General features: G+C 70.6%; 21 protein-coding genes. 13 read left to right on the plus strand and 8 right to left on the minus strand.

The window, feature by feature from the left end; translation table 11 throughout:
- The first annotated feature begins 6 nt into the window (after positions 1-6).
- Positions 7-255 carry a preprotein translocase subunit SecG gene (secG, locus tag C0010_RS00545; protein ID WP_105565119.1) on the plus strand — a complete coding sequence of 83 codons (249 nt, stop codon included), beginning with the start codon at positions 7-9 and terminating at the stop codon, positions 253-255.
- Positions 255-611: an RNA polymerase-binding protein RbpA gene (locus C0010_RS00550; RefSeq protein WP_105565120.1), complete on the plus strand. Its 357-nt coding sequence runs from the start codon at positions 255-257 to the stop codon at positions 609-611. The genes secG and C0010_RS00550 overlap by 1 nt, the downstream gene beginning before the upstream one ends.
- Before the next feature lie 74 nt (positions 612-685).
- On the opposite strand, the gene pgl is transcribed toward C0010_RS00550, so the two are convergent.
- The 5 genes from pgl to tkt form a co-directional block, all read right to left on the minus strand.
- Positions 686-1,432 (minus strand): 6-phosphogluconolactonase, encoded by a 747-nt coding sequence (gene pgl / locus C0010_RS00555; RefSeq protein ID WP_105565121.1) that lies wholly within the window; start codon positions 1,430-1,432, stop codon positions 686-688.
- Positions 1,432-2,367 carry a glucose-6-phosphate dehydrogenase assembly protein OpcA gene (locus tag C0010_RS00560; RefSeq protein WP_105565122.1) on the minus strand — a complete coding sequence of 312 codons (936 nt, stop codon included), beginning with the start codon at positions 2,365-2,367 and terminating at the stop codon, positions 1,432-1,434. The genes pgl and C0010_RS00560 overlap by 1 nt, the downstream gene beginning before the upstream one ends.
- The gene (gene zwf, locus C0010_RS00565; RefSeq protein WP_105565123.1) at positions 2,364-3,923 is read right to left on the minus strand and encodes a glucose-6-phosphate dehydrogenase; all 1,560 of its coding nucleotides are present in this window, start codon (positions 3,921-3,923) and stop codon (positions 2,364-2,366) included. Before zwf ends, C0010_RS00560 begins: the two co-directional genes overlap by 4 nt.
- 100 nt (positions 3,924-4,023) lie before the next feature.
- Positions 4,024-5,130, minus strand: coding sequence for a transaldolase (gene tal, locus C0010_RS00570; RefSeq protein WP_105565124.1), 1,107 nt, complete (start codon positions 5,128-5,130; stop codon positions 4,024-4,026).
- Positions 5,127-7,223, minus strand: coding sequence for a transketolase (tkt, locus tag C0010_RS00575; protein WP_105565531.1), 2,097 nt, complete (start codon positions 7,221-7,223; stop codon positions 5,127-5,129). Before tkt ends, tal begins: the two co-directional genes overlap by 4 nt.
- A 237-nt stretch (positions 7,224-7,460) precedes the next feature.
- Between tkt and C0010_RS00580 the strand changes: the two genes are divergently transcribed.
- The 3 genes from C0010_RS00580 to cls are packed head-to-tail and all read left to right on the plus strand — an operon-like array spanning position 7,461 to position 11,397.
- A complete protein-coding gene (locus C0010_RS00580) occupies positions 7,461-8,375 on the plus strand; it encodes a heme o synthase (RefSeq protein ID WP_105565125.1) in 915 nt (304 codons plus the stop codon).
- 10 nt (positions 8,376-8,385) lie between these two features.
- Positions 8,386-9,885: an MFS transporter gene (locus C0010_RS00585; RefSeq protein ID WP_105565126.1), complete on the plus strand. Its 1,500-nt coding sequence runs from the start codon at positions 8,386-8,388 to the stop codon at positions 9,883-9,885.
- Positions 9,886-9,939: 54 nt separating this feature from the next.
- Complete coding sequence (gene cls, locus C0010_RS00590) at positions 9,940-11,397, plus strand: cardiolipin synthase (RefSeq protein ID WP_105565127.1); 1,458 nt, start codon at positions 9,940-9,942, stop codon at positions 11,395-11,397.
- Positions 11,398-11,404: 7 nt separating this feature from the next.
- On the opposite strand, the gene C0010_RS00595 is transcribed toward cls, so the two are convergent.
- Positions 11,405-12,484, minus strand: coding sequence for a COX15/CtaA family protein (locus C0010_RS00595; protein WP_105565128.1), 1,080 nt, complete (start codon positions 12,482-12,484; stop codon positions 11,405-11,407).
- Between the two features lie 210 nt (positions 12,485-12,694).
- Between C0010_RS00595 and sufB the strand changes: the two genes are divergently transcribed.
- From sufB to C0010_RS00620, 5 genes are read left to right on the plus strand one after another with little or no spacing between them, the layout of a single operon-like run.
- Positions 12,695-14,113 (plus strand): Fe-S cluster assembly protein SufB, encoded by a 1,419-nt coding sequence (gene sufB, locus C0010_RS00600; protein WP_105565129.1) that lies wholly within the window; start codon positions 12,695-12,697, stop codon positions 14,111-14,113.
- Between the two features lies 1 nt (position 14,114).
- Positions 14,115-15,329, plus strand: coding sequence for a Fe-S cluster assembly protein SufD (sufD, locus tag C0010_RS00605; RefSeq protein ID WP_105565130.1), 1,215 nt, complete (start codon positions 14,115-14,117; stop codon positions 15,327-15,329).
- Positions 15,326-15,652, plus strand: a complete 327-nt coding sequence (locus C0010_RS00610; RefSeq protein WP_105565131.1) for a non-heme iron oxygenase ferredoxin subunit — start codon at positions 15,326-15,328, stop codon at positions 15,650-15,652. The genes sufD and C0010_RS00610 overlap by 4 nt, the downstream gene beginning before the upstream one ends.
- Position 15,653: 1 nt before the next feature.
- The gene (gene sufC, locus C0010_RS00615; protein WP_105565132.1) at positions 15,654-16,424 is read left to right on the plus strand and encodes a Fe-S cluster assembly ATPase SufC; all 771 of its coding nucleotides are present in this window, start codon (positions 15,654-15,656) and stop codon (positions 16,422-16,424) included.
- Between the two features lie 10 nt (positions 16,425-16,434).
- Positions 16,435-16,764: a metal-sulfur cluster assembly factor gene (locus tag C0010_RS00620; protein ID WP_105565133.1), complete on the plus strand. Its 330-nt coding sequence runs from the start codon at positions 16,435-16,437 to the stop codon at positions 16,762-16,764.
- A 52-nt stretch (positions 16,765-16,816) separates the two neighbouring features.
- Here the strand turns inward: C0010_RS00620 and C0010_RS00625 are convergent, their stop codons facing one another.
- Positions 16,817-17,713, minus strand: a complete 897-nt coding sequence (locus C0010_RS00625) for a LysR family transcriptional regulator (protein ID WP_105565134.1) — start codon at positions 17,711-17,713, stop codon at positions 16,817-16,819.
- 71 nt (positions 17,714-17,784) lie between these two features.
- On the opposite strand from C0010_RS00625, the gene C0010_RS00630 reads away from it, so the two are divergent.
- Positions 17,785-18,747 carry an EamA family transporter gene (locus tag C0010_RS00630; protein ID WP_105565135.1) on the plus strand — a complete coding sequence of 321 codons (963 nt, stop codon included), beginning with the start codon at positions 17,785-17,787 and terminating at the stop codon, positions 18,745-18,747.
- Here C0010_RS00630 and C0010_RS00635 read toward each other — a convergent pair.
- Complete coding sequence (locus C0010_RS00635) at positions 18,657-19,193, minus strand: TetR family transcriptional regulator (protein ID WP_105565136.1); 537 nt, start codon at positions 19,191-19,193, stop codon at positions 18,657-18,659. The genes C0010_RS00630 and C0010_RS00635 overlap by 91 nt on opposite strands.
- Positions 19,194-19,273: 80 nt before the next feature.
- Between C0010_RS00635 and C0010_RS00640 the strand changes: the two genes are divergently transcribed.
- Together C0010_RS00640 and C0010_RS00645 are read left to right on the plus strand one after the other, a co-directional pair.
- On the plus strand, positions 19,274-19,867 hold the full coding sequence (locus C0010_RS00640; protein WP_105565137.1) for a biotin transporter BioY: 594 nt from the start codon (positions 19,274-19,276) through the stop codon (positions 19,865-19,867).
- The gene (locus tag C0010_RS00645) at positions 19,864-20,565 is read left to right on the plus strand and encodes an energy-coupling factor ABC transporter ATP-binding protein (protein WP_105565138.1); all 702 of its coding nucleotides are present in this window, start codon (positions 19,864-19,866) and stop codon (positions 20,563-20,565) included. Before C0010_RS00640 ends, C0010_RS00645 begins: the two co-directional genes overlap by 4 nt.
- Positions 20,566-20,584 lie beyond the last annotated feature (19 nt).

Consider the following 20,584-nt stretch of genomic DNA (forward strand, 5'->3'; position numbering starts at 1 on the left):
GGCACCATGGCGATCCTCGAATTCATCCTGCAGGTGCTGCTCGGCCTGACCAGCCTGATCCTGACGTTCTTCATCCTGCTCCACCGCGGACGCGGCGGCGGGCTGAGCGATATGTTCGGCGGCGGAATGTCCCAGGCGGTCGGCTCCAGCGGCGTCGCCGAGCGGAACCTGAACATCATCACGGTCGTGGTCGCGCTCGTGTGGTTCCTCTCGATCGTGGGGCTCGGGCTGATCACCAAGTTCCAGGTCATCTGATGGCGGCGGGCGGCGGCAGCGCCATCCGCGGGACCCGCATCGGGTCCGGCCCGATGGGCGAGCAGGACCACGGCTACCAGGCCGAGCGCCGCTCCGTGTCCTACTGGGACGCCGAGGGCAACGAGACCGTCCGCTGGTTCGCCGCGGACGTGCCCGATGACGAGCTGCCCGCGGAGATCACGCATCCGAAGTCGGGCCTGCCGGCCGGTCGGGACCGCGAGAATCCGCCCAGCGCGGAGTCGGCGCAGCCCTACAAGACGCACCTCGCGTACGTGCAGGAGCGCCGCACGGAGGCGGAGGCCGAGGAGCTCCTCGACGAGGCGCTGCACAAGCTCCGCGAGCGCCGCGGTCAGTAGTCTCGGCCGGAGAGAAGCGGCCCGCCCCATCCTGTGCGGATGGGGCGGGCCGCTTCCTCGTTCGGCGCCGTTCGCTACGCGAGCCGGGCCGCCGCCGCATCGTCGAGCCACGCGATCGTCTCCGCGGTGCCACGAGCGGCTCCCGCCGGCGCATCCTGCGGCGCCGCGCCGCCCAAGGCGCGGCCGAGGGCCTCCGCCTTGTCGGAGCCGGCGGCGACGAGCCACACGCGCTCGGACGCCGTGATGACCGGGAGCGAGAAGGTGACCCGCTCGGGAGGGGGCTTGGGGGAGTCCCGCACGGCCAGAACCGTCGGCTCCGGCACGGCGATCTCGTCCCTGCCGGGGAAGAGCGACGCAATATGCGCGTCGGGACCGACACCGAGGAAGCACACGTCGAAGACCGGGTGCGGGCGCTCCGCGGTTCCGAACCGGGCGAGCTCCGCCGCGTAGGCGGCGGCGGCCTCGTCGAGCGTGACGCCGTCGTCGGAGGCGGCCGGCTCGTGAACGTTCGCGGCGGGGACGTCGATCCGGTCGAGCAGCGCGTCGCGCGCCTGTCGGGCGTTGCGCTCAGCATCGCCCCTGGGCAGGAAGCGCTCGTCGCTCCACCAGAAGTGGACCTTCGAGAAGTCGACGGCGGCAGTGCCCGCGTGACCGGGCACGAGGCCGAGGACGGCGGCGCCCATGGAGCCCCCCGTGAGGGAGACGTGCACGGCGTCCCGCTCGGCCGTCAGGCGCGCCAGTTCGTCGAGGAAGCGCGCGGCGACCCGTTCGGCGAGCGTCGGCTTGTCGGGCGCGACGACGAGCACGGCCTCCGCCGACATCAGTCGCGCTCCGGCTTCGGCAGCTTCGCCCACCCCTCGGTGAGCACGCGCCCGTAGAGCAGGTCTGGATCGAGGCGCCGCAGCTCCTCGGCGAGGCATTCGCGCAGCGTGCGGCGGGGGAGGTGCAGCTCGTGGCTCGGCTGCCCCGGCTGGGTGAGCACGGCCACCGTCTGGTCCCTGCGCTCGAGCAGCACGTCGCCGGATGCCCGTGTGAGGCGCACCGAGTGGATGCCGTGGTCCCAGACCTCCGGCGATTCGACCCGCCACGTGACGGGGATGTCGAGGGCCATGCCGAGCCAGCCGGCCAGGAGCGCCGTCGAGGGCGATTCGGCCGCGCCGCGGACGTCGACGGCCGTGATCTCCTCGTAGGGCGGCTGGTCGAGGACCGAGGCGAGCTGTTCCCGCCACCGCGTCAGGCGCGTCCAGGCGATGTCGGTGTCGCCGGGCGTGTAGGCCTCGATGAGCCGGTTGAGGCGCTGGCGGTCCGACGGCGCCGTGGAGGTGTCGGTGATGCGCCGCTGCGCGATGCGGCCGAGATCGCTCTCGGCGGGGTTCTCGGGGGGCTGGTCCGGCCACCACACGATCACGGGCGCGTCCGGCAGCAGCAGGCCCGTGACGAGGCTCTCCTTGTTGACGGCCGTCTCGCCGCTCGCGTCGAGCACGATGACCTCGCTCGCGCCGGCGTCGCCGCCGACCCGGATCTGCGCGTCCAGGTGCGTGGGGGCGTCCGGCTCCGTCCGGATGACGATGACGCGCATCGGGTGCTCCGCAGAGGCCGCGTTGGCCGCGTCGATCGCGGCCTCGTGGTACTCGCCGGGCGAGGCGATCACGAGGGTGAGCACGCGACCGAGTGCGACGGCGCCGCCCTCTTCGCGCATGCTGACGAGCGCCTTCGCGATGCGCGAGACGGTGGTGTTGGGCAGGTCGTGGATCACGGGCGCCTCCAGACGCGGCCGTCGCGGGCGAGGAGTTCATCGGCTTCCGCCGGGCCCCAGGAGCCGGGGCCGTACTGTTCGAGCTTGCCCGAGCCTGCGGCGTCGAGCTCGGCCCAGTACTCCTCGACGGGGTCGAGGATGCGCCAGGAGAGCTCGACCTCCTTGTGGCGGGGGAAGAGCGGCGGGTCGCCCAGCAGCACGTCGAGGATGAGGCGCTCGTAGGCCTCGGGGCTGTCCTCCGTGAAGGCGTGGCCGTAGCCGAAGTCCATGGTGACGTCGCGCACGTGCGTGCCGTTGCCCGGGACCTTCGAGCCGAACTTGAGCGTGACGCCCTCGTCGGGCTGCACCCGGATGACCAGGGCGTTCTGGCTGAGCTCGGCCGCCTGGTTGTGCGAGAACACCTGGCCGGGCGACTTCTTGAAGACGACGGCGATCTCCGTCACGCGGCGGCCGAGGCGCTTGCCCGTGCGGAGGTAGAACGGAACGTCCGCCCAGCGCCTGGTGTTGATCCCGAGCTTGACGGCGGCGTAGGTCTCCGAGGTCGATTCGGGGTTCATGCCCTCCTCGTCGAGGAATCCCGTCACCTTCTCGCCGCCCTGCCAGCCTCCGGCGTACTGGCCGCGGGCGGTCGCCGTCGAGAGGTCGTCGGGCAGCTGCACGGCCGCGAGGACCTTCTCCTTCTCGTCGCGCAGGTGGTCGGCCGAGAGGCTGATCGGCTCCTCCATGGCCGTGAGCGCGAGGAGCTGCAGCAGGTGGTTCTGGATGACGTCGCGCGCGGCGCCGACGCCGTCGTAGTAGCCGGCGCGGCCGCCGACCCCGATGTCCTCGGCCATCGTGATCTGGACATGGTCGACGTAGTTGCGGTTCCAGATCGGCTCGTAGAGCTCGTTCGCGAAGCGGAGGGCCAGGATGTTCTGGACCGTCTCCTTGCCCAGGTAGTGGTCGATCCGGAAGATCGAGTCGGCGGGGAACGCCGCCTCGAGCGAGTCGTTCAGCTCCCGCGCGGAGGCGAGGTCGTGGCCGAACGGCTTCTCGATCACGACGCGGCGCCAGCTGTCCGTGTTCGGGCCGTCTGAGACGAGGCCGGACTTCAGGAGCTGCTGGGCGACCGAGTCGAAGGCCTTCGGCGGGATCGAGAGGTAGAAGGCATGATTCCCCATCGTGCCCCGCTCCGCGTCGAGCGCGTCGATCGTCTCGCGCAGGCGGCGGAACGCGTCGTCGTCATCGAACGTGCCCTGCACGAAGCGGATGCCGCGCGCCAGCTGCTCCCACGTCTCCTCGCGGAACTCGGTGCGGGCGCCGGCCGCGACGGCGGTGCGGACGACCTCCGCGAAGTCCTCGTCCTCCCACTCGCGCCTCGCGAAGCCCACGAGCGCGAAGCCGGGAGGGAGGAGACCGCGGTTGGCGAGGTCGTACACCGCTGGGAGCAGCTTCTTGCGGGCGAGATCGCCCGTGACGCCGAACAGCACGAGCGCGCTCGGGCCCGCGATGCGATTCAGCCGCAGGTCGTCTGGGTCGCGCAGCGGGTTGCCGCCGCGCGAGATGGGGGCCGTCATGGAACTCCTGGTCTCTTCCGCCTGCCGGCGGTGCGTGGTGTGAGGGCGGCTCGGCGGGGCGCCTGACGGGCGCCCCGCCGAGCCGAGAGGGGATGTGCGGTCAGGCCGCGGCCGACAGCGCGTCCTGCACCGTCTGCTTCAGTTCCTGCCACGAGGCGATGAACTTGTCGACGCCCTCGTCCTCGAGCACGTGCGTGACGTCGGCGAAGTCGACGCCGACGCCCGCGAGGCCGTCGATCACGGCGTGGGCGTCCGCGTAGGCGCCCGTCACCCTGTCCCCTTCGACCACACCGTGGTCGAAGGTCGCCTCGAGCGTCTTCTCGGGCATCGTGTTGACGGTTCCGGCCGTCGCCAGCTCCGTCACGTAGAGCGTGTCCGGCAGCGACGGGTCCTTGACGCCCGTCGAGGCCCACAGCGGGCGCTGCACGTTCGCACCGGCGGCGACGAGCGCCACGGCCTTCTCCTCCGCGAACTTCTGCTCGAAGAGCTCGAACGCGAGGCGCGCGTTCGCGACGCCCGCCTTCGACAGGAGCGCCGTCGCCTCGTCGGTGCCGACGGCCTTGAGGCGCTTGTCGACCTCGCTGTCCACGCGCGAGACGAAGAACGAAGCGACCGAGTGGATCTGCGAGAGGTCGTGGCCGGCGTCCTTCGCCTTCTCGAGGCCCGCGAGGTACGCGTCGATGACGGCGGCGTAGCGCTCGAGCGAGAAGATCAGCGTCACGTTCACGCTGATGCCCTTGGCGATCGTCTCCGTGATCGCGGGAAGGCCGGCGAGCGTCGCGGGGATCTTGATGAGCGCGTTCGGGCGGTCGACCGTGGTCCAGAGCTGCTCGGCCTGGGCGATCGTGCCCGCGGTGTCGTTGGCGAGATCGGGGGAGACCTCGATCGACACGCGGCCGTCGACGCCGCCCGTCGCGTCGTAGATTGGGCGGAAGACGTCGCAGGCGTCGCGCACGTCGTTCGTCGTGATCGCGATGATCGCGTCGTCGACCGACGCCCCCGCCGCGGCCTGCTCGCCGACCTGGTCGGCGTAGGACGCGCCGTTGCTGAGGGCGCCGGCGAAGATCGTCGGGTTCGTCGTCACGCCGACGACGTTGCGCGTCTCGATGAGCTGCGCCAGGTTGCCCGACGCGATGCGCTCGCGCGAGAGGTCGTCGAGCCAGATGCTGACTCCGACGTCGGAAAGCTGGGAAGTGGGGGTGGTCACGCGTTCTCCTCGATGGTCTCGCGGGCGGCGGCGACGACGGCCTCCGTCGTCACGCCGAACTTCTGGAACAGGGTCTTGGCATCGGCGGAGGCGCCGAAGTGCTCGATCGACACCGAACGGCCGGTGTCGCCGACGATGTCGCGCCAGCTGAGCGCGAGCCCAGCCTCGACCGAGACGCGCGCCTTCACGGACCTCGGCAGCACGCTCTCGCGGTACTCCTCGCTCTGCTCGGCGAACCACTCGAGCGACGGGACGGACACGACCCGCGCGTTCACGCCGTCGGCCGCGAGCCGCTCGCGCGCCTCGACGGCGAGCTGGACCTCGCTGCCCGTCGCGATCAGCAGCACGTCGGGCGTGCCGCCCGGCGCCTCGGCCAGGACGTACGCGCCCTTGCCGGTCAGCGAAGCCGGACCGAACGCGTCGCCGGCCGCCGCGCCCTCGCCGCGCGCGTAGGTCGGAACGCCCTGGCGCGTGAGGGCGATGCCCGTGGGGCCGCCGCGCCGCTTCAGGATCTCGAGCCACGCGTACGCCGTCTCGGCGGCGTCGGCGGGGCGGACGATCGCGAGGTTCGGGATCGCGCGCAGCGCCGCGAGGTGCTCGACGGGCTGGTGCGTCGGGCCGTCCTCGCCGAGGCCGACGGAGTCGTGCGTCCAGACGAACACGCTCGGGATGTCCATGAGCGCCGCGAGGCGGACGGCGGGGCGCATGTAGTCGGCGAACTGCAGGAACGTGCCGCCGTACGCGCGGGTCTTCCCGTGCAGGACGATGCCGTTCAGGATCGCTCCCATGGCGTGCTCGCGGATGCCGAAGTGCAGCACGCGGCCGTAGGGGTCTCCCGTGAACTTCGCGGTGGTCGCCGAAGGCGGGTTGAACGAGGGCACGCCCTCGATCGTCGTGTTGTTGCTGCCGGCGAGGTCGGCAGAGCCGCCCCACAGCTCGGGCAGCAGCGGCGCGAGCGCGTTGAGCACCTTGCCCGAGGCCGCGCGCGTGGCCAGCCCCTTGCCCGCCTCGAACTCGGGGAGCGCCTGCTCGAGGCCCTCGGGGAGCTCGCCCGCCTCGAGGCGGTCGAAGAGCGCCTTGCGCTCGGGGTTCGCGACGGCCCACGCGTCGAACTTCTGCTGCCAGGCGGCGCGCGTCTCGGCGGCGCGGTCCGCGAGCGACCGCGTGTGCGAGATGACGTCCTCCGCGACGTCGAAGGTCTTCTCGGGGTCGAAGCCGAGCGCCTGCTTGGTCGCGGCGAGCTCCTCGGCGCCGAGCGCCGAGCCGTGGATGCCGCCCGTGTTCTGCTTCTTCGGGGCGGGCCAGCCGATGATCGTCTTCAGCACGATGAGCGTCGGCTTGCTCGTCTCCGACTTGGCCTCTTCGATCGCGGCGTAGAGCGCGTGCACGTCCTCGACGTACTCGCCCGTCTTCTTCCAGTCGACAGTGAGCACCTGCCACCCGTACGCGGCATAGCGCGCGGCGACGTCCTCGCTGAACGCGACGTCCGTGTCGTCCTCGATCGAGATCTGGTTCGAGTCGTAGATCGCGATCAGGTTGCCGAGCTGCTGGTGGCCCGCGAGTGACGACGCTTCGCTGGTGACGCCTTCCTGCAGGTCGCCGTCGCCGGCGACGACGTAGACGAAGTGGTCGAAGGGGCTCTCGCCCGCGGCGGCCTCCGGGTCGAACAGGCCGCGCTCGTAGCGGGCCGCGTAGGCGAAGCCGACCGAGGACGCCAGGCCCTGCCCGAGCGGGCCCGTCGTGATCTCGACGCCGTCGGTCTCGCCGTACTCCGGGTGGCCGGGCGTCTTCGAGCCCCAGGTGCGCAGCGACGAGATGTCGTCGAGCTCGAGGCCGAAGCCGCCGAGGTACAGCTGCACGTACTGCGTGAGCGACGAGTGGCCCGCAGACAGGATGAAGCGGTCGCGGCCGATCCAGTCCTTGTCGGCCGGGTCGTGGTTCATGACCCGCTGGTACAGCAGGTACGCCGCGGGGGCGAGGCTCATGGCCGTGCCGGGGTGGCCGTTTCCGACCTTCTCCACGGCATCCGCCGCGAGCACGCGCGCCGTGTCGACAGCACGCTCGTCCAAGTGGTCCCAACGCAGATCCGTCACCGGGCCGCCTTTCATCAGGGTTGTGCGCCCGTGCCATCGGGTCCCATCCGCACGAAGGGTCGGCGGGCGCGCTTGCCATTCCATCCTAGCCACGCGGTTGTTACCGGGACGTGTCGGGCGTCACAACCCGAAACCGTCCGGAAACCGCCCGGTCGCACTGTCCGAGGCGGCTCCCAGGGTCGCCATCGACTAGACTTGCGCGAGTCCGTGTACGAGCGAGCCCAGAAGGGACGTGCGATGTCGACAGCCGTCTCGACCCGCCGCACCGCAGAGGACATCCGGCGCACGATCAGCGCGTACGTGATGCTGACGAAGCCCAGGGTGCTCGAGCTGCTGCTCGTCTCCACCGTTCCCGTCATGTTCCTCGCCGCCGACGGGCTGCCGAACCTCTGGCTCGTGCTCGCAACGGTGATCGGGGGCTCGGCGAGCGCCAGTTCCGCCGCCGCGTTCAACATGTACATCGACCGCGACATGGACGCGCACATGCAGCGGACGAAGAACCGTCCGCTCGTGACCGGCGAGGTATCGCCGCGCGGCGCGCTCGTCTTCGCCTGGTCGCTCGCGATCGGCTCGACGCTCTGGTTCCTCGCGACGACCAACGTGCTCACCGCGGCACTCTCGGCGGCGGCCATCTTCTTCTACGTCGTCATCTACACGCTGCTGCTCAAGCGCCACACCGAGCAGAACATCGTGTGGGGCGGCATCGCCGGCTGCTTCCCCGTGCTGATCGGCTGGGCCGCCGTCACGGGTTCGCTCGCCTGGCCGGCGTTCATCCTGTTCCTGCTCGTCTTCCTGTGGACGCCGCCGCACTACTGGCCGCTCTCGATCAAGTACGCGGCCGACTACGAGAACGCCGACGTCCCCATGCTCGGCGCCACGCGCAACGGCGTGCAGGTGGGCCTCCAGATCATCCTGTACGCGTGGGCCACGGTCGCCTGCTCGCTCCTGCTGATCCCCGTCGCCGACATGGGCATCGTCTACTCGGCGTCGGCCGTCGTGTTCGGCGGTTGGTTCCTGTACGAGTCGCACCGCCTGTACAGCCGCACGGTGAAGGGCGAGGTCGCCGGCCCCATGCGCGTCTTCCACGCCTCGATCACGTACCTCACGCTCGTGTTCGTCGCGGTGGCGGTCGACCCGCTCCTGCCGTTCTGATCGGCCCGTCGTGGTCGATGACGCGGAGCCGCCGGTCACGAGGTCCATCGTTCTGAACGACGCCCAGCGCTGGCGCGCCTTCTGGGTGTGCGTCTCGGTCGCGGCCTTCACGATCCTCGACATCTCCAAGGTCAACGTCGCGCTTCCCACGATCGAGGGCTCGCTGGGCGGCGGCTCGACCGAGCTCCAGCTCGTCGTCTCCGGCTACATCCTCTCGTTCGGGCTCGGGCTCGTTCCGTTCGGCCGCATCGGCGACCAGCGCTCTCGGCGCACGCTGATGCTCGTCGGGCTCTGCGGCTTCGCGCTCGCGAGCCTGCTGTGCGCCGTCGCGCCGACGATCTGGTGGCTCGTGATCGCGCGCTTCCTGCAGGGCGTCGCGGCGGGCATCCAGGTGCCGCAGGTGATGGGGACGATCCAGTTGCTGTTCACGGGCCGCGAGCGAGGCGTCGCGTTCGGCCTGTTCGGCGCCACCGTCGGCCTCGCAACGGCCTTCGGCCCGACGCTCGGCGGCGCGCTCATCGCGATCGGCGGCGCGGAGGACGGATGGCGCTGGATCTTCTGGATGAACGTCCCGCTCGCGCTGCTCGTCGCGCTCGGCGTGCTCCTGCTGCTCCCGCAGGTGCGACGCCCCGCGAACGGCCGGCTCGAGCTCGACCCCGTCGGACTGCTGCTCTTCGCCGTCGCCGTCGTGTGCCTCATGACTCCGTTCCTGCTCACCACGGGGTCGCCCGAGGACAGCCCGGCGCGCTGGTGGCTCCTGGTCCCGTTCCTGCTCTTCTGCGCAGCGTTCATCGCCTGGGAGCGGCGCTATGCCGCGAGGGGCCTTCCGCCGCTCGTGCCCCTGCGCCTGTTCCGCGTGGTGTCCTGGCGCAACGGCAACGCGATCCAGCTGCTCTACTTCGCGGGCCTGCCGACCGTGTTCCTCCTGACGGCCGTCTTCCTGCAGACGGGGCTCGGCCTCGAGGCCGTGTACGCGGGAATGGTCACGATCGGCTTCGCCGTGCTGAGCGCGTTCACCTCATGGCTCAGCGGTCGCCTCGTGCACCGCTTCGGCCGCGCTCTCGTGATCGTCGGCCTGATGATCGTGCTCGGCGCGATCGTCGGTCTCGTGCTGGTCGCCTATTTCGCCCCCGACGAGGCGGCCCCGTGGCTGATGGCGGCGATCCTCGCGGTGGGCGGCCTCGGCGGCGGCATCGTCATCTCGCCCAATCAGACGCTGACGCTCGCCGAGATCCCTCCCGTCGAGGGCGGGCTCGCCGGCTCCGTCGGCCAGCTCGGCCAGCGCATCGGCAACGCCGTCGGGACATCGATCGGGCTTTCGCTGTTCTACGCGACGATCTACTCGGAATCCGGCGGCGATGGCGCTCACGCGGATTCGGCCGTCTTCCACGACGCGTACGGCGCCGGGCTCCTCGCCGCCGCGGTATGCGTCGCGGGCGCGCTCGCCGTCGCGTTCATGGACATGGGGGAGCGCCGCCGCGCGGCCAGGGCCGGGGAGGGCGCGCTGTGAGGCGCGGCGCGCGTCGATAGCCGCATCCCGCGCGTTCTCCGTCACAATGCTGGGATGGATCCCGCTCTGCTCACCAGCCTCTGGTGGCTCCTCGGCGTCGTCGTCTCGCTGGCGATCAGCGTCACCGCGCTCGTCGTCATACCGCGGCACAGGAAGCCGACGGCCGCGATGGCGTGGCTGCTGCTGATCTTCCTCCTGCCCGTCGTCGGGATCGCGATCTTCCTGCTCATCGGCAGCATCCGCCTGCCGAAGCGCCGGCGCGACGAGCAGGCGCGCATCGACCGGATGATCGAGGAGCGGCACACGGCACCGGTTGCCACGGACGCGTGGCCGGCGCACCTCGCGAGCGTCGCCCGCCAGAACCTGGAGCTGACGAAGTTCCCGCCGGTGGGCGGCGGAGCCGCGACCCTGATCGAGGACTACGAGGACTCCGTCCGCGCGATGGCGGCCGAGATCGACCGCGCGGAGAGGTTCGTGCACGTCGAGTTCTACATCGCGGCGTGGGACGACACCACCAGTGTGTTCTTCATTGCGCTCGAGAACGCCGTCGAACGCGGTGTGTCCGTGCGCTTCCTCGCGGACTACGTCGCCTCGCGGAAGGTCGCCGATTCCGACAGGACCTTCGCGGAGCTCGACCGCATCGGCGTGACGTGGGCGTGGATGCTGCCCGTCCGACCGCTGAAGGGCCAGTTCCAGCGGCCCGACCTGCGCAACCACCGCAAGCTCGTCGTCGTCGACGGCCGCGCGGCGTTCATGGGCTCGCAGAACCTCATCCACCGCAGCTACAACGCGCCCAAGAACATCAAGCGCGGCCTGAAGTGGCAGGAGCTCGTCACCCGCGTGACGGGGCCCGCTGTCGCACAGATCGACGCGGTGTTCGCCTCGGACTGGTTGATCGAGACGGGGGAGTCGATCTTCGCGGAGCTCGTGCCCGCGGATGCCGTGCCCGCGTCGGGCGGCGACCTCGAGTGCCAGCTCGTGCCGTCGGGGCCCGGCTACGCGACCGAGAACAACCTGCGCCTGTTCCTCTCGCTCATCCATGGGGCGACCGAACGGGTGATCATCACGAGCCCGTACTTCGTCCCGGACGAGGCGATGATGTACGCCATCACGACGGCGTGCCGAAGGGGCGTCGAGGTGCAGCTGTTCGTCTCCGAGATCGGCGACCAGACGATGGTGTACCACGCCCAGCGCTCGTACTACGAGACCCTGCTCGAGGCGGGCGTGCGCATCTTCCTCTACCCCGCGCCGTACATCCTGCACGCCAAGCACTTCTCGGTCGACGGAGACGTCGCCGTGATCGGCTCGAGCAACATGGACATCCGGTCGTTCAGCCTGAACATGGAGATCTCGCTCATGGTGCGCGGCGCGGAGTTCACGCGGGCGATGCGGCGGGTCGAGCAGAACTACCGCGACGTCAGCCGCGAGCTGACGCTCGACGAGTGGCGCCGCGAGCCGCGCACCGCGACGTTCCTCGACGGCGTGATGCGGCTGACCTCCGCGCTCACGTGACGGCCGGTCAGGCGGCGACCGCCTCGCGTTCGGCCGGGCTCGCCGCGCCGGCGGGCTCCTTCATCCGGAGCACGAGCACGACCCAGCTCGACGCCGACAGCGCGGCGAGCACCATGTGGATCCCCACCAGGAGCGGGGGGAGCGCCGCGTTCGCCTGCCAGACCCCGACGAGGATCTGGGCCACGAGCAGGGCGAGGAAGGTCGTCGCCCAGGCGCGCGTCGGCAGGCGCAGGGCCCACGCCGCGCCCGCGATCACGAGCGCGAGGACGAACAGCGCGTAGCCGGGCCACGAGTGGACGTGCGCGAGCAGCGATGCATCGAAGCCGTCGCGCACGACGTCGGCGTCACCCGAATGCGGCCCGTTCGCGGTCGTCAGCACACCGAAGAAGACCGTCAGCGCGAGCACGAGCGATGCGGCGTGCGCCAGGATCAGGTACCACCGCGGGACGGCCGGCATGCGCGGGCCGGGTGCGGTGTTCATCCGGACGATGAAGGCGGCGGCGACGCACGCGAGCGAGAGCGACGCCGCGTAGTGGAAGCCGACGATGAACGGGTTGAGGCCCGTCAGCACGGCGCTGCCGCCGACGACCGCCTGCGCCATGACACCGAACAGCACGACCCATGCGAGCACGAGCAGGTCGCGGCGCACGCGCACTGTCGCGATCGAGTGGACCGCTCCGGCGAGGACGGCGGCCAGCAGGACCGCCGACATCGCGACGGACCCGCCGGCGCTGTGGCCGAGCGCGTTCATCACGGCGTAGGTGCCGGCGGCGGCGATGACGCCTCCGACCGCGAAGATCGCGGCGGGAGCGACGGCCCTCATCCTGCCGGCGGAGAAGAGCACGAGGAACAGGACGACGAGCGCCAGGATGCCGACGAGGCCCGTCATGGTGCGGTTGCCGAACTCGATCAGACCGTGGATGCCCATCGCGGGCGTCGGCACGAGGGAGTCGGGGGTGCACAGGGGCCACTGGTCGCAGCCGAGGCCGGAGCCCGTGAGGCGCACGGCGCCGCCCGTGCCGATGATGATCACCTGGGCCAGGAACGAGAGCCAGGCGAAGACCTTCAGGGTGGGGGAGATGCGCACCCGCGCAGTCTAGGTACCGAACCTTCGGTGAACGTGTGTTTCGCGCGGCTCGCCGCTCCCGGCGCCGGATCGCGCACAGCCTGTAGACTTGAATGGTTGAAGACAAGCGCTTCATCACGCGAACACACCGGGTCCCCCACAGCGCCCCTTTCTCCGTAAGGGCGGGCCGGATGACACCGATTCGGGATCCACGAGGAGAGTTGAGACGTCATGTCGGATGTGCTGATCGACCGCCCAGAGCTCGAAGGTCTGGGGGTGTACGAGTTCGGCTGGCACGATGAGGATGCCGCTGGTTCCAGCGCGAAGCGCGGCCTCAGCGAGGCCGTCGTGCGCGACATCTCCCAGCTGAAGAGCGAGCCGGAATGGATGCTGAAGACGCGGCTCAAGGGCCTGAAGCTCTTCGAGAAGAAGCCGATGCCCACGTGGGGCGCCGATCTCAGCGAGATCGACTTCGACAACATCAAGTACTTCGTGCGCTCCACGGAGAAGCAGGCGGAGAGCTGGGAGGACCTCCCTGACGAGATCAAGGAGACCTACGAGAAGCTCGGCATCCCTGAGGCCGAGCGCCAGCGCCTCGTCGCGGGCGTCGCCGCCCAGTACGAGTCCGAGGTCGTCTACCACCAGATCCGCGAGGACCTCGAGGCCCAGGGCGTCATCTTCATGGACACCGACACGGCGCTGCGCGAGCACCCCGAGTTCTTCGAGGAGTACTTCGGCACCGTCATCCCTCCCGGCGACAACAAGTTCGCGGCGCTGAACACGGCCGTGTGGTCGGGCGGCTCGTTCGTGTACGTGCCGAAGGGCGTGCACGTCGAGATCCCGCTGCAGGCGTACTTCCGCATCAACACCGAGAACATGGGCCAGTTCGAGCGGACCCTGATCATCGCCGACGAGGACAGCTACGTCCACTACATCGAGGGCTGCACCGCCCCGATCTACAAGTCGGACTCGCTGCACTCGGCCGTCGTCGAGATCATCGTGAAGAAGAACGCCCGCGTGCGCTACACGACGATCCAGAACTGGTCGAACAACGTGTACAACCTCGTCACGAAGCGCGCCGTCGCCCACGAGGGCGCGACGATGGAATGGGTCGACGGCAACATCGGCTCCAAGGTGACGATGAAGTACCCGTCGATCTTCCTGATGGGCGAGCACGCCAAGGGCGAGACCCTCTCGGTCGCCTTCGCCGGCCCCGGCCAGCACCAGGACGCCGGCGCGAAGATGATCCACATGGCTCCCTACACGCAGTCGTCGATCGTCTCGAAGTCGATCGCCCGCGGCGGCGGCAGGGCCGGCTACCGCGGCGAGGTCCGCGTCGACGAGAACGCGCACCACTCGGCCAACTCGGTCGTCTGCGACGCGCTGCTCGTCGACACGCAGTCGCGCTCCGACACGTACCCCTCGATCGACATCCGGGTCGACGACGTGGTCCTCGGCCACGAGGCCACGGTGTCGAAGGTCAGCGAGGAGCAGCTGTTCTACCTGATGAGCCGCGGCCTCGAGGAGACCGAGGCGATGGCGATGATCGTGCGCGGCTTCATCGAGCCGATCGCCCGCGAGCTGCCGATGGAGTACGCGCTCGAGCTCAACAAGCTCATCGAGATGGGCATGGAAGGATCCGTCGGCTGATATGGCAGACACGACACAGGCGCCGCTCGCGGCGCAGGACGAGCACGCCCACCGCGACCCGGCGACCGTGCTGATCGAACCGCAGGACGAGGTCAGCATCCCCGTGCAGACCCGTTCGGAGCGCCCCCGCTCGTACGAGCCCGACGACTTCGGCATCCCGACCGGCCGCGAGGTCAACTGGAAGCACACGCCGCTCCAGCGCCTCGCGCCGCTGTTCGCCGCCGGCGGCGCGAACGACGGCGTCGACTACGAGTTCTCCTCGGGCGCCGAGCACCTCGTCGGCACGCTGCGCGCGGGCGAGGCCCCGCGCGGAGAGTTCTTCGTGCCGGAGGACCTCACGGCCGCCATCGCCTGGCAGGGCTCGACCGACGCCGCGCACATCCGCGTGCCGCGCGAGGCCGAGCTGGCGGAGCCGATCGTCCTCGACATCCGGGGCCTGGGCGCCGACAAGCGCGCCGACGGCCACATCGTGATCGAGGCCGAGCCGATGTCGAAGGCCACGGTGGTGCTGAACCACTCGGGCAGCGCGGCGTACAACCAGAACGTCGAGATCCTCGTGCGCGACGGCGCGAATCTCACGGTCATCTCCGTGCACAAGTGGGAGGACGACGCGGTGCACGCGGCCGCCCACCAGGCGCGCGTCGACCGCGATGCGTCGCTGACGCACTTCGTCGTGAGCTTCGGCGGCGGCGTCGTGCGCGTCAACCCGAACGTCGAGCTCGCCGGCGCCGGCTCCGAGGGCCAGATGTTCGGGCTGAGCTTCAGCGACGACGGACAGCACCTGGAGAGCCAGGTCTACCTGCACCACGCCGGCCCCGACACGACGGGCGACGTGCTGTACAAGACCGCGCTGCAGGGCGCGACCGCCCGCGCCGTGTGGATCGGCGACGTGCTGATCGGCGCCGACGCGACGGGCACCGACTCGTACGAGGCGAACCGCAACCTCCTGCTCACGAACGGCGCGCGCGCCGACTCGATCCCGAACCTCGAGATCAAGACGGGCGACATCAAGGGCGCCGGCCACGCATCGGCGACGGGGCGCTTCGACGACGAGCAGCTGTTCTACCTGCAGGCCCGCGGCGTCAGCGAGGAGGAGGCGCGCCGCCTGATCGTGCTCGGCTTCCTCGCCGAGATCCCCCAGAAGATCCAGGTGCCCGGCCTCGCCGACCAGCTGATCGCCGACATCGAGCAGGAGATCGCGGAGGGCACGAAGTGACCGCGATCCGCGTCTGCGCGAAGAGCGAGCTGGTGCAGGACGAGGCGCTGCGCGTCGAGGCCGACGGCGTGCCGATCGCCGTCGTGCTCGATTCCAGCGGCGAGATCCACGCGATCGGCGACACCTGCACCCACGGCGACATCTCGCTGTCCGAGGGCTTCGTCGAGGGCGAGACCCTGGAGTGCTGGGCCCACGGCTCGGCGTTCTCGCTCACGACGGGCAAGCCCCTCTCCCTCCCCGCTTACGAGCCCGTCCCCGTCTACGTCGTCGAGATCGACGGCGACGACGTGCTCATCGACCCCAACGTGAAGAAGGAAGTCTGACATGGCTGTTCTCGAGATCCGCGACCTGCATGTCACGGTCGAGACCGACGAGGGGATCATCCCCATCCTCAACGGCGTGGACCTGACGGTCCGCTCCGGCGAGACCCACGCGATCATGGGCCCGAACGGTTCGGGCAAGTCGACGCTCGCCTCGACGATCGCCGGCCACCCGAAGTACACCGTCACGGGCGGCACCATCACGCTCGACGGCGAGGACGTCCTCGAGATGGCCGTCGACGAGCGCGCCCGCGCCGGCCTGTTCCTCGCGATGCAGTACCCGGTCGAGATCCCCGGCGTCACCGTGACCAACTTCCTGCGCACGGCCAAGACCGCGATCGACGGCGAAGCGCCGTCGATCCGGAGCTGGACGAAGGACGTCAAGGAGGGCATGAAGAACCTCCGGATGGACCCGAAGTTCGCGCAGCGCAACGTCAACGAGGGCTTCTCGGGCGGCGAGAAGAAGCGCCACGAGATCCTCCAGCTCGAGCTGCTCAAGCCGCAGCTGGCGATCCTCGACGAGACCGACTCAGGCCTCGACGTCGACGCCCTCAAGGTCGTGTCCGAGGGCGTCAACCGCGCCCGCGAGGCGACCGGCCTCGGCACGCTGCTGATCACGCACTACACGCGCATCCTCCGCTACATCAAGCCCGACTTCGTGCACGTCATGGTCGCGGGCAAGATCGTCGAGGAGGGCGGCTCGGAGCTCGCCGACAAGCTGGAGGAGTCGGGCTACGCCGGCTACCTCCCCGCCGACGCGCCGCTCGAGGCGTAGGGTCAGCACTATGACCGCCACGCTTGCCGACGAGAAGTACGACGAGGTCACCGAGGCGCTCAAGGACGTCATGGACCCCGAGCTCGGTGTCAACGTCGTCGACCTCGGCCTGATCTACGACCTGAGCTGGGACGACGAGAACGACGCCCTGGTCATCCACATGACGCTCACGAGCGCCGGATGCCCTCTGACCGACGTGCTCGAGGAGCAGACGGGCCAGGCGCTGGACGGCGTCGTCGAGCGGTACCGGATCAACTGGGTCTGGATGCCGCCGTGGGGCCCCGAGCGGATCACGGAGGACGGGCGCGACATGATGCGCGCGCTCGGTTTCTCGATCTGACCCGACGCCTCGGAAAGGGCTCGCAGCTCCGGCTGCGGGCCCTTTCGCCGCTTCACTGCGCGGCCTCCGCCCCGATCCGACGGAGCTCGTCCAGGACCGAGCGCACCGCGAGGCGCTCGGCCCGGTGCGGCTGGCACAGCGCCGTGATGTACCGCCGGGGCTCGATCTCTGCGAGCGGTCGGAGCACCACCGTGCCGGCGTCGGGCGTCGTGAAGCGGGGGAGCACAGCGAGCTGGTCGCCGCCGGCCACGAGCGCCTCGATCAGCCGATTGTCGCGCAGTCGCTGTTCGACCCGCAGGTCCCGCCCCAGGGCCAGCGCGATCGCCTGGAGCACCGTGTCGAACGGATATCCCGGCGGCACGCCGATCCAGGCCTCGTCCGCGACGTCGCGCGGCGACACCTCGCCGAGCGCCGCGAGCCGGTGGCCGGGAGCCATCGCGACGTCGAGCGGTTCCCGCGCGAGCGGAACGACGTGCAGGCCTTCACCTCCCGTGGGGGTCGGCCCCGTCAGGCTGTGCCCGATGACGATGTCGTACTCGCGCGTGAGCTCGGCGTACGAGGATTCGGCGACGTCGGCGTCGTCGAGGGACAGCTCGACGCCGGAGTCCGCGAACCGGCTCACCAGCGGCGCGAGGAGGAACACGCCGGCGCTCGGGAACGCGGCGACGGACACCGGACCACTGGGCCCGGAGCGGAAGGCGTCCCATTCCGCGCCCACCTGTTCGAGTGCGACCGCGACGCGCTCACCGCCGGCGGCCAGCACCTCACCGGCGGGGGTGAGCCGCAGACCCCGTCCGGACGGTTCGAGCAGCTCGGCGCCGAGGGCGCGCTCCGCCGCGCGCAGCTGCTGGGACACGGCCGAGGGCGTGCGGTGCGTGACATCGGCGACCGCCGTGACGCTCCCGTACGCGGCGAAGAGCCGCAGCAGCTCGAGATGACGCGGATCCATGAAGAGACTCTACAGAGTAGATGAAGAAATGCTCGATTGTGCTTCATTATCGGGAGGAGGACGATCGGAGCATGCCGATCACCCATCGACTCCTGGCGGTGTCCGTCGCGGTCATGTGGGGCCTGAACTTCCTCGCGATCGACGCCTCGCTCGCCCAGTTCCCGCCCTACTTCCTCGTCGCGCTGCGGTTCGCCCTCATCGCGATGCCGACGATCCTGCTCGTCCCGTTCCCGAAGGTGCAGGTCCGCTGGCTGATCGGGTACGGGCTCGGGTTCGGCACCCTCCAGTTCCTCTTCCTGTACTGGGGCATGGCGATCGGCATGCCGCCCGGCCTCGCCTCGCTCGTCCTCCAGGCGTCCGCTCCGTTCACGGTGCTGCTCGGTGCGACGCTGCTGCGTGAGCGGCTGAGCGCCGCGCAGGTCGTCGGCATCCTCATCGCGGTCGCCGGGCTCGCCATCGTCGGCATGCATCGGGCAGGGACCGCCGCGCTCGCGCCGTTCCTGCTCACCGTCGCAGGCGCGTTCGGATGGGCCCTCGGCAACATCTGCAATCGGCAGGCACGGGCGACCGAGCCCCTGCGCTTCACGCTCTGGATGTCCGTCGTTCCGCCCCTCCCGATGCTCGCCCTCTCCCTCGCCGTCGAAGGGAGCGATGCGATCGCGGCATCGTTCACGGATCTGACGTCGCCGACGGGCATTCTCGCCCTCGCGGGTCTCGCCTACACCATTCTGATCGGCACCGTCGCGGGCTCCGGCATCTGGTCGTGGCTCATGGCGCGGCACGCTGCGGGCGTCGTCGCGCCGTTCTCACTGCTCGTGCCCGTCGTCGGGATCGCCGCCGCCTGGATCGTCCTCGGGCAGGCCGCGGCGTGGCAGGAGCTGATCGGCGGTGCGCTGCTCGTCGGCGGTGTGCTCCTCGGTTCGCTCCGCCCCGGCTCGCCCCGTCAGCTCGCGAGGCCGCGCACGAGCGCCGCGATGCCCGCGTCGAACTCGGCGTCGAAGTCGCGGGCGACGGCATCCGGCGCCCCCTCGTAGGCGCCCAGTTCGGCGGCCTGGATGCGCTGCTGCACGAGGGAGGCGTGGCCCAGCACGAACTGTGCGAGCACGTTCGCGCCGGTCGCCGCGTCCGGCGCGCCTTGCTCTTCGAGCGCTCGACGGAGATGCTCGGCCGCGCCCGAGCCGCCGAGGCCGAGCGCGGCCGAGCTGAGCACGACCTCCGCACCGTCGCGGTGCGCCAGGAGCGCGCCGCGCAGCTCCCGCGCCGCACCGGCCACGTCATCGGCGGGGGAGGCGCCCGCGACGATGCGGTCGGCGACGGCCGCGAGCAGCGTCTGCTTGTCGGCGACGTGCCAGTACAGGGCACTGGGCCGGATGCCGAGGTCGTCCGCGAGGGCCCGCATCGTCACAGAAGCCAGGCCGAAGCGGTCGAGGAGCGCGATCGCGCGGTCGACGATCCCTTCGAGGTCGATTCCGGCGCGCATGACCCCAGCCTAGTGAACGCCGTTCACCCGCGGCTGTGCCATACTGAACAACGTTCAATGAACATCGTTCAGGAGGAAGTATGACCCGCAGGCCCGACCCCTGGGAGGCGCGCGACACGGCGCGCGTCGCCGTCTTCGCAGCGATCATCGTCGTGCTCGGGCTGATGGGGCCGATCCCCGTGCCGGGGCTCGTCCCGATCACGGCGCAGACGCTCGGCGTCATGCTGGCGGGCACGGTGCTGGGGTGGAAGCGCGGCGCCGCCGCCGTGGTCGTCGTGCTCGTGCTCGTCGCGATCGGGCTCCCCGTGCTGTCCGGGGGCCGCGGCGGTCTCGGCGTGTTCCTCGGCCCGACGGTCGGCTACCTGGTCGGCTGGGTCCCCGGCGTCATCGTGATCGGCCTGATCGCGCAGTCCGGCGCGCTTCGGTGGTGGCGGGTCGCGCTCGGCGCACTCGTCGGGGGAGTGCTCGTGATCTACGCGTTCGGGATCCCGGCGCAGGCGGTCATCGCCGATCTGCCGCTCGGCGGGGCCGCGATCGCCTCGGCGGCCTTCCTCCCGGGGGACATCATCAAGGTCGTCCTCTGTACGATCCTCACGATGAGTCTCTACCGCGCCTACCCTCCCGCATTCCCCGCGCGCGTGCGCGCCGCACGCTCCCGCCGCACGACCGGATGAACGAGGGCATCTCGGCAGAGGGGCTCGGCGTCGAGATCGACGGCACGGAGATCCTGCACGCGGTGACGGTATTCCTGCCTCATCGCCGCATCGCCGTCATCGGGGCGAACGGGGCGGGGAAGTCGACGTTCGCGCGAACGCTGAACGGGCTCGTCCGCCCGACATCGGGGCGCGTGACCGTCGCCGGCCTCGACCCCGCCCGCGAGCCCCGCCGCGCACGCGAGGCCGTCGGGTTCCTCTTCAGCAGCCCCGACGCGCAGATCCTGATGCCGACGCCGTCGGAGGACATCGCGCTCTCGCTCAAGGCCGCAGGCATCCCGCGCGCGGACAGGGCCGAACGGGCGGCCGCGGAGCTGGCGCGCTTCGGTCTGACCGGCCATGCCGACCAGCCGGCGCACAGCCTCTCGGGCGGGCAGAAGCAGCTGCTCGCCCTCGCGGCGGTGCTCGCGAGCGCGCCCCGCGTGCTCGTCGCCGACGAGCCGACCACGCTCCTCGACCTCGGCAACGCGCGCCGCATGGGCGACCTGCTGCTCGACGGCGACGAGGCGGGGCCCGTGGCGGAGCAGGTCGTGATCGTTACGCACGACCTCGAGCTCGCCGCGCGCTGCGACGTCGCGCTGCGATTCTCGGACGGGCGGCTCGCCGAGCAGGGCGACCCCGACGAGGTCATCGCCCGGTACCGCGCGGAGTTCGCGTGACGGGCGGAACGGGCGGGCG

It is taken from the genome of Microbacterium halophytorum, assembly GCF_002970975.1.
Taxonomy (GTDB): Bacteria; Actinomycetota; Actinomycetes; order Actinomycetales; family Microbacteriaceae; genus Microbacterium; species Microbacterium halophytorum.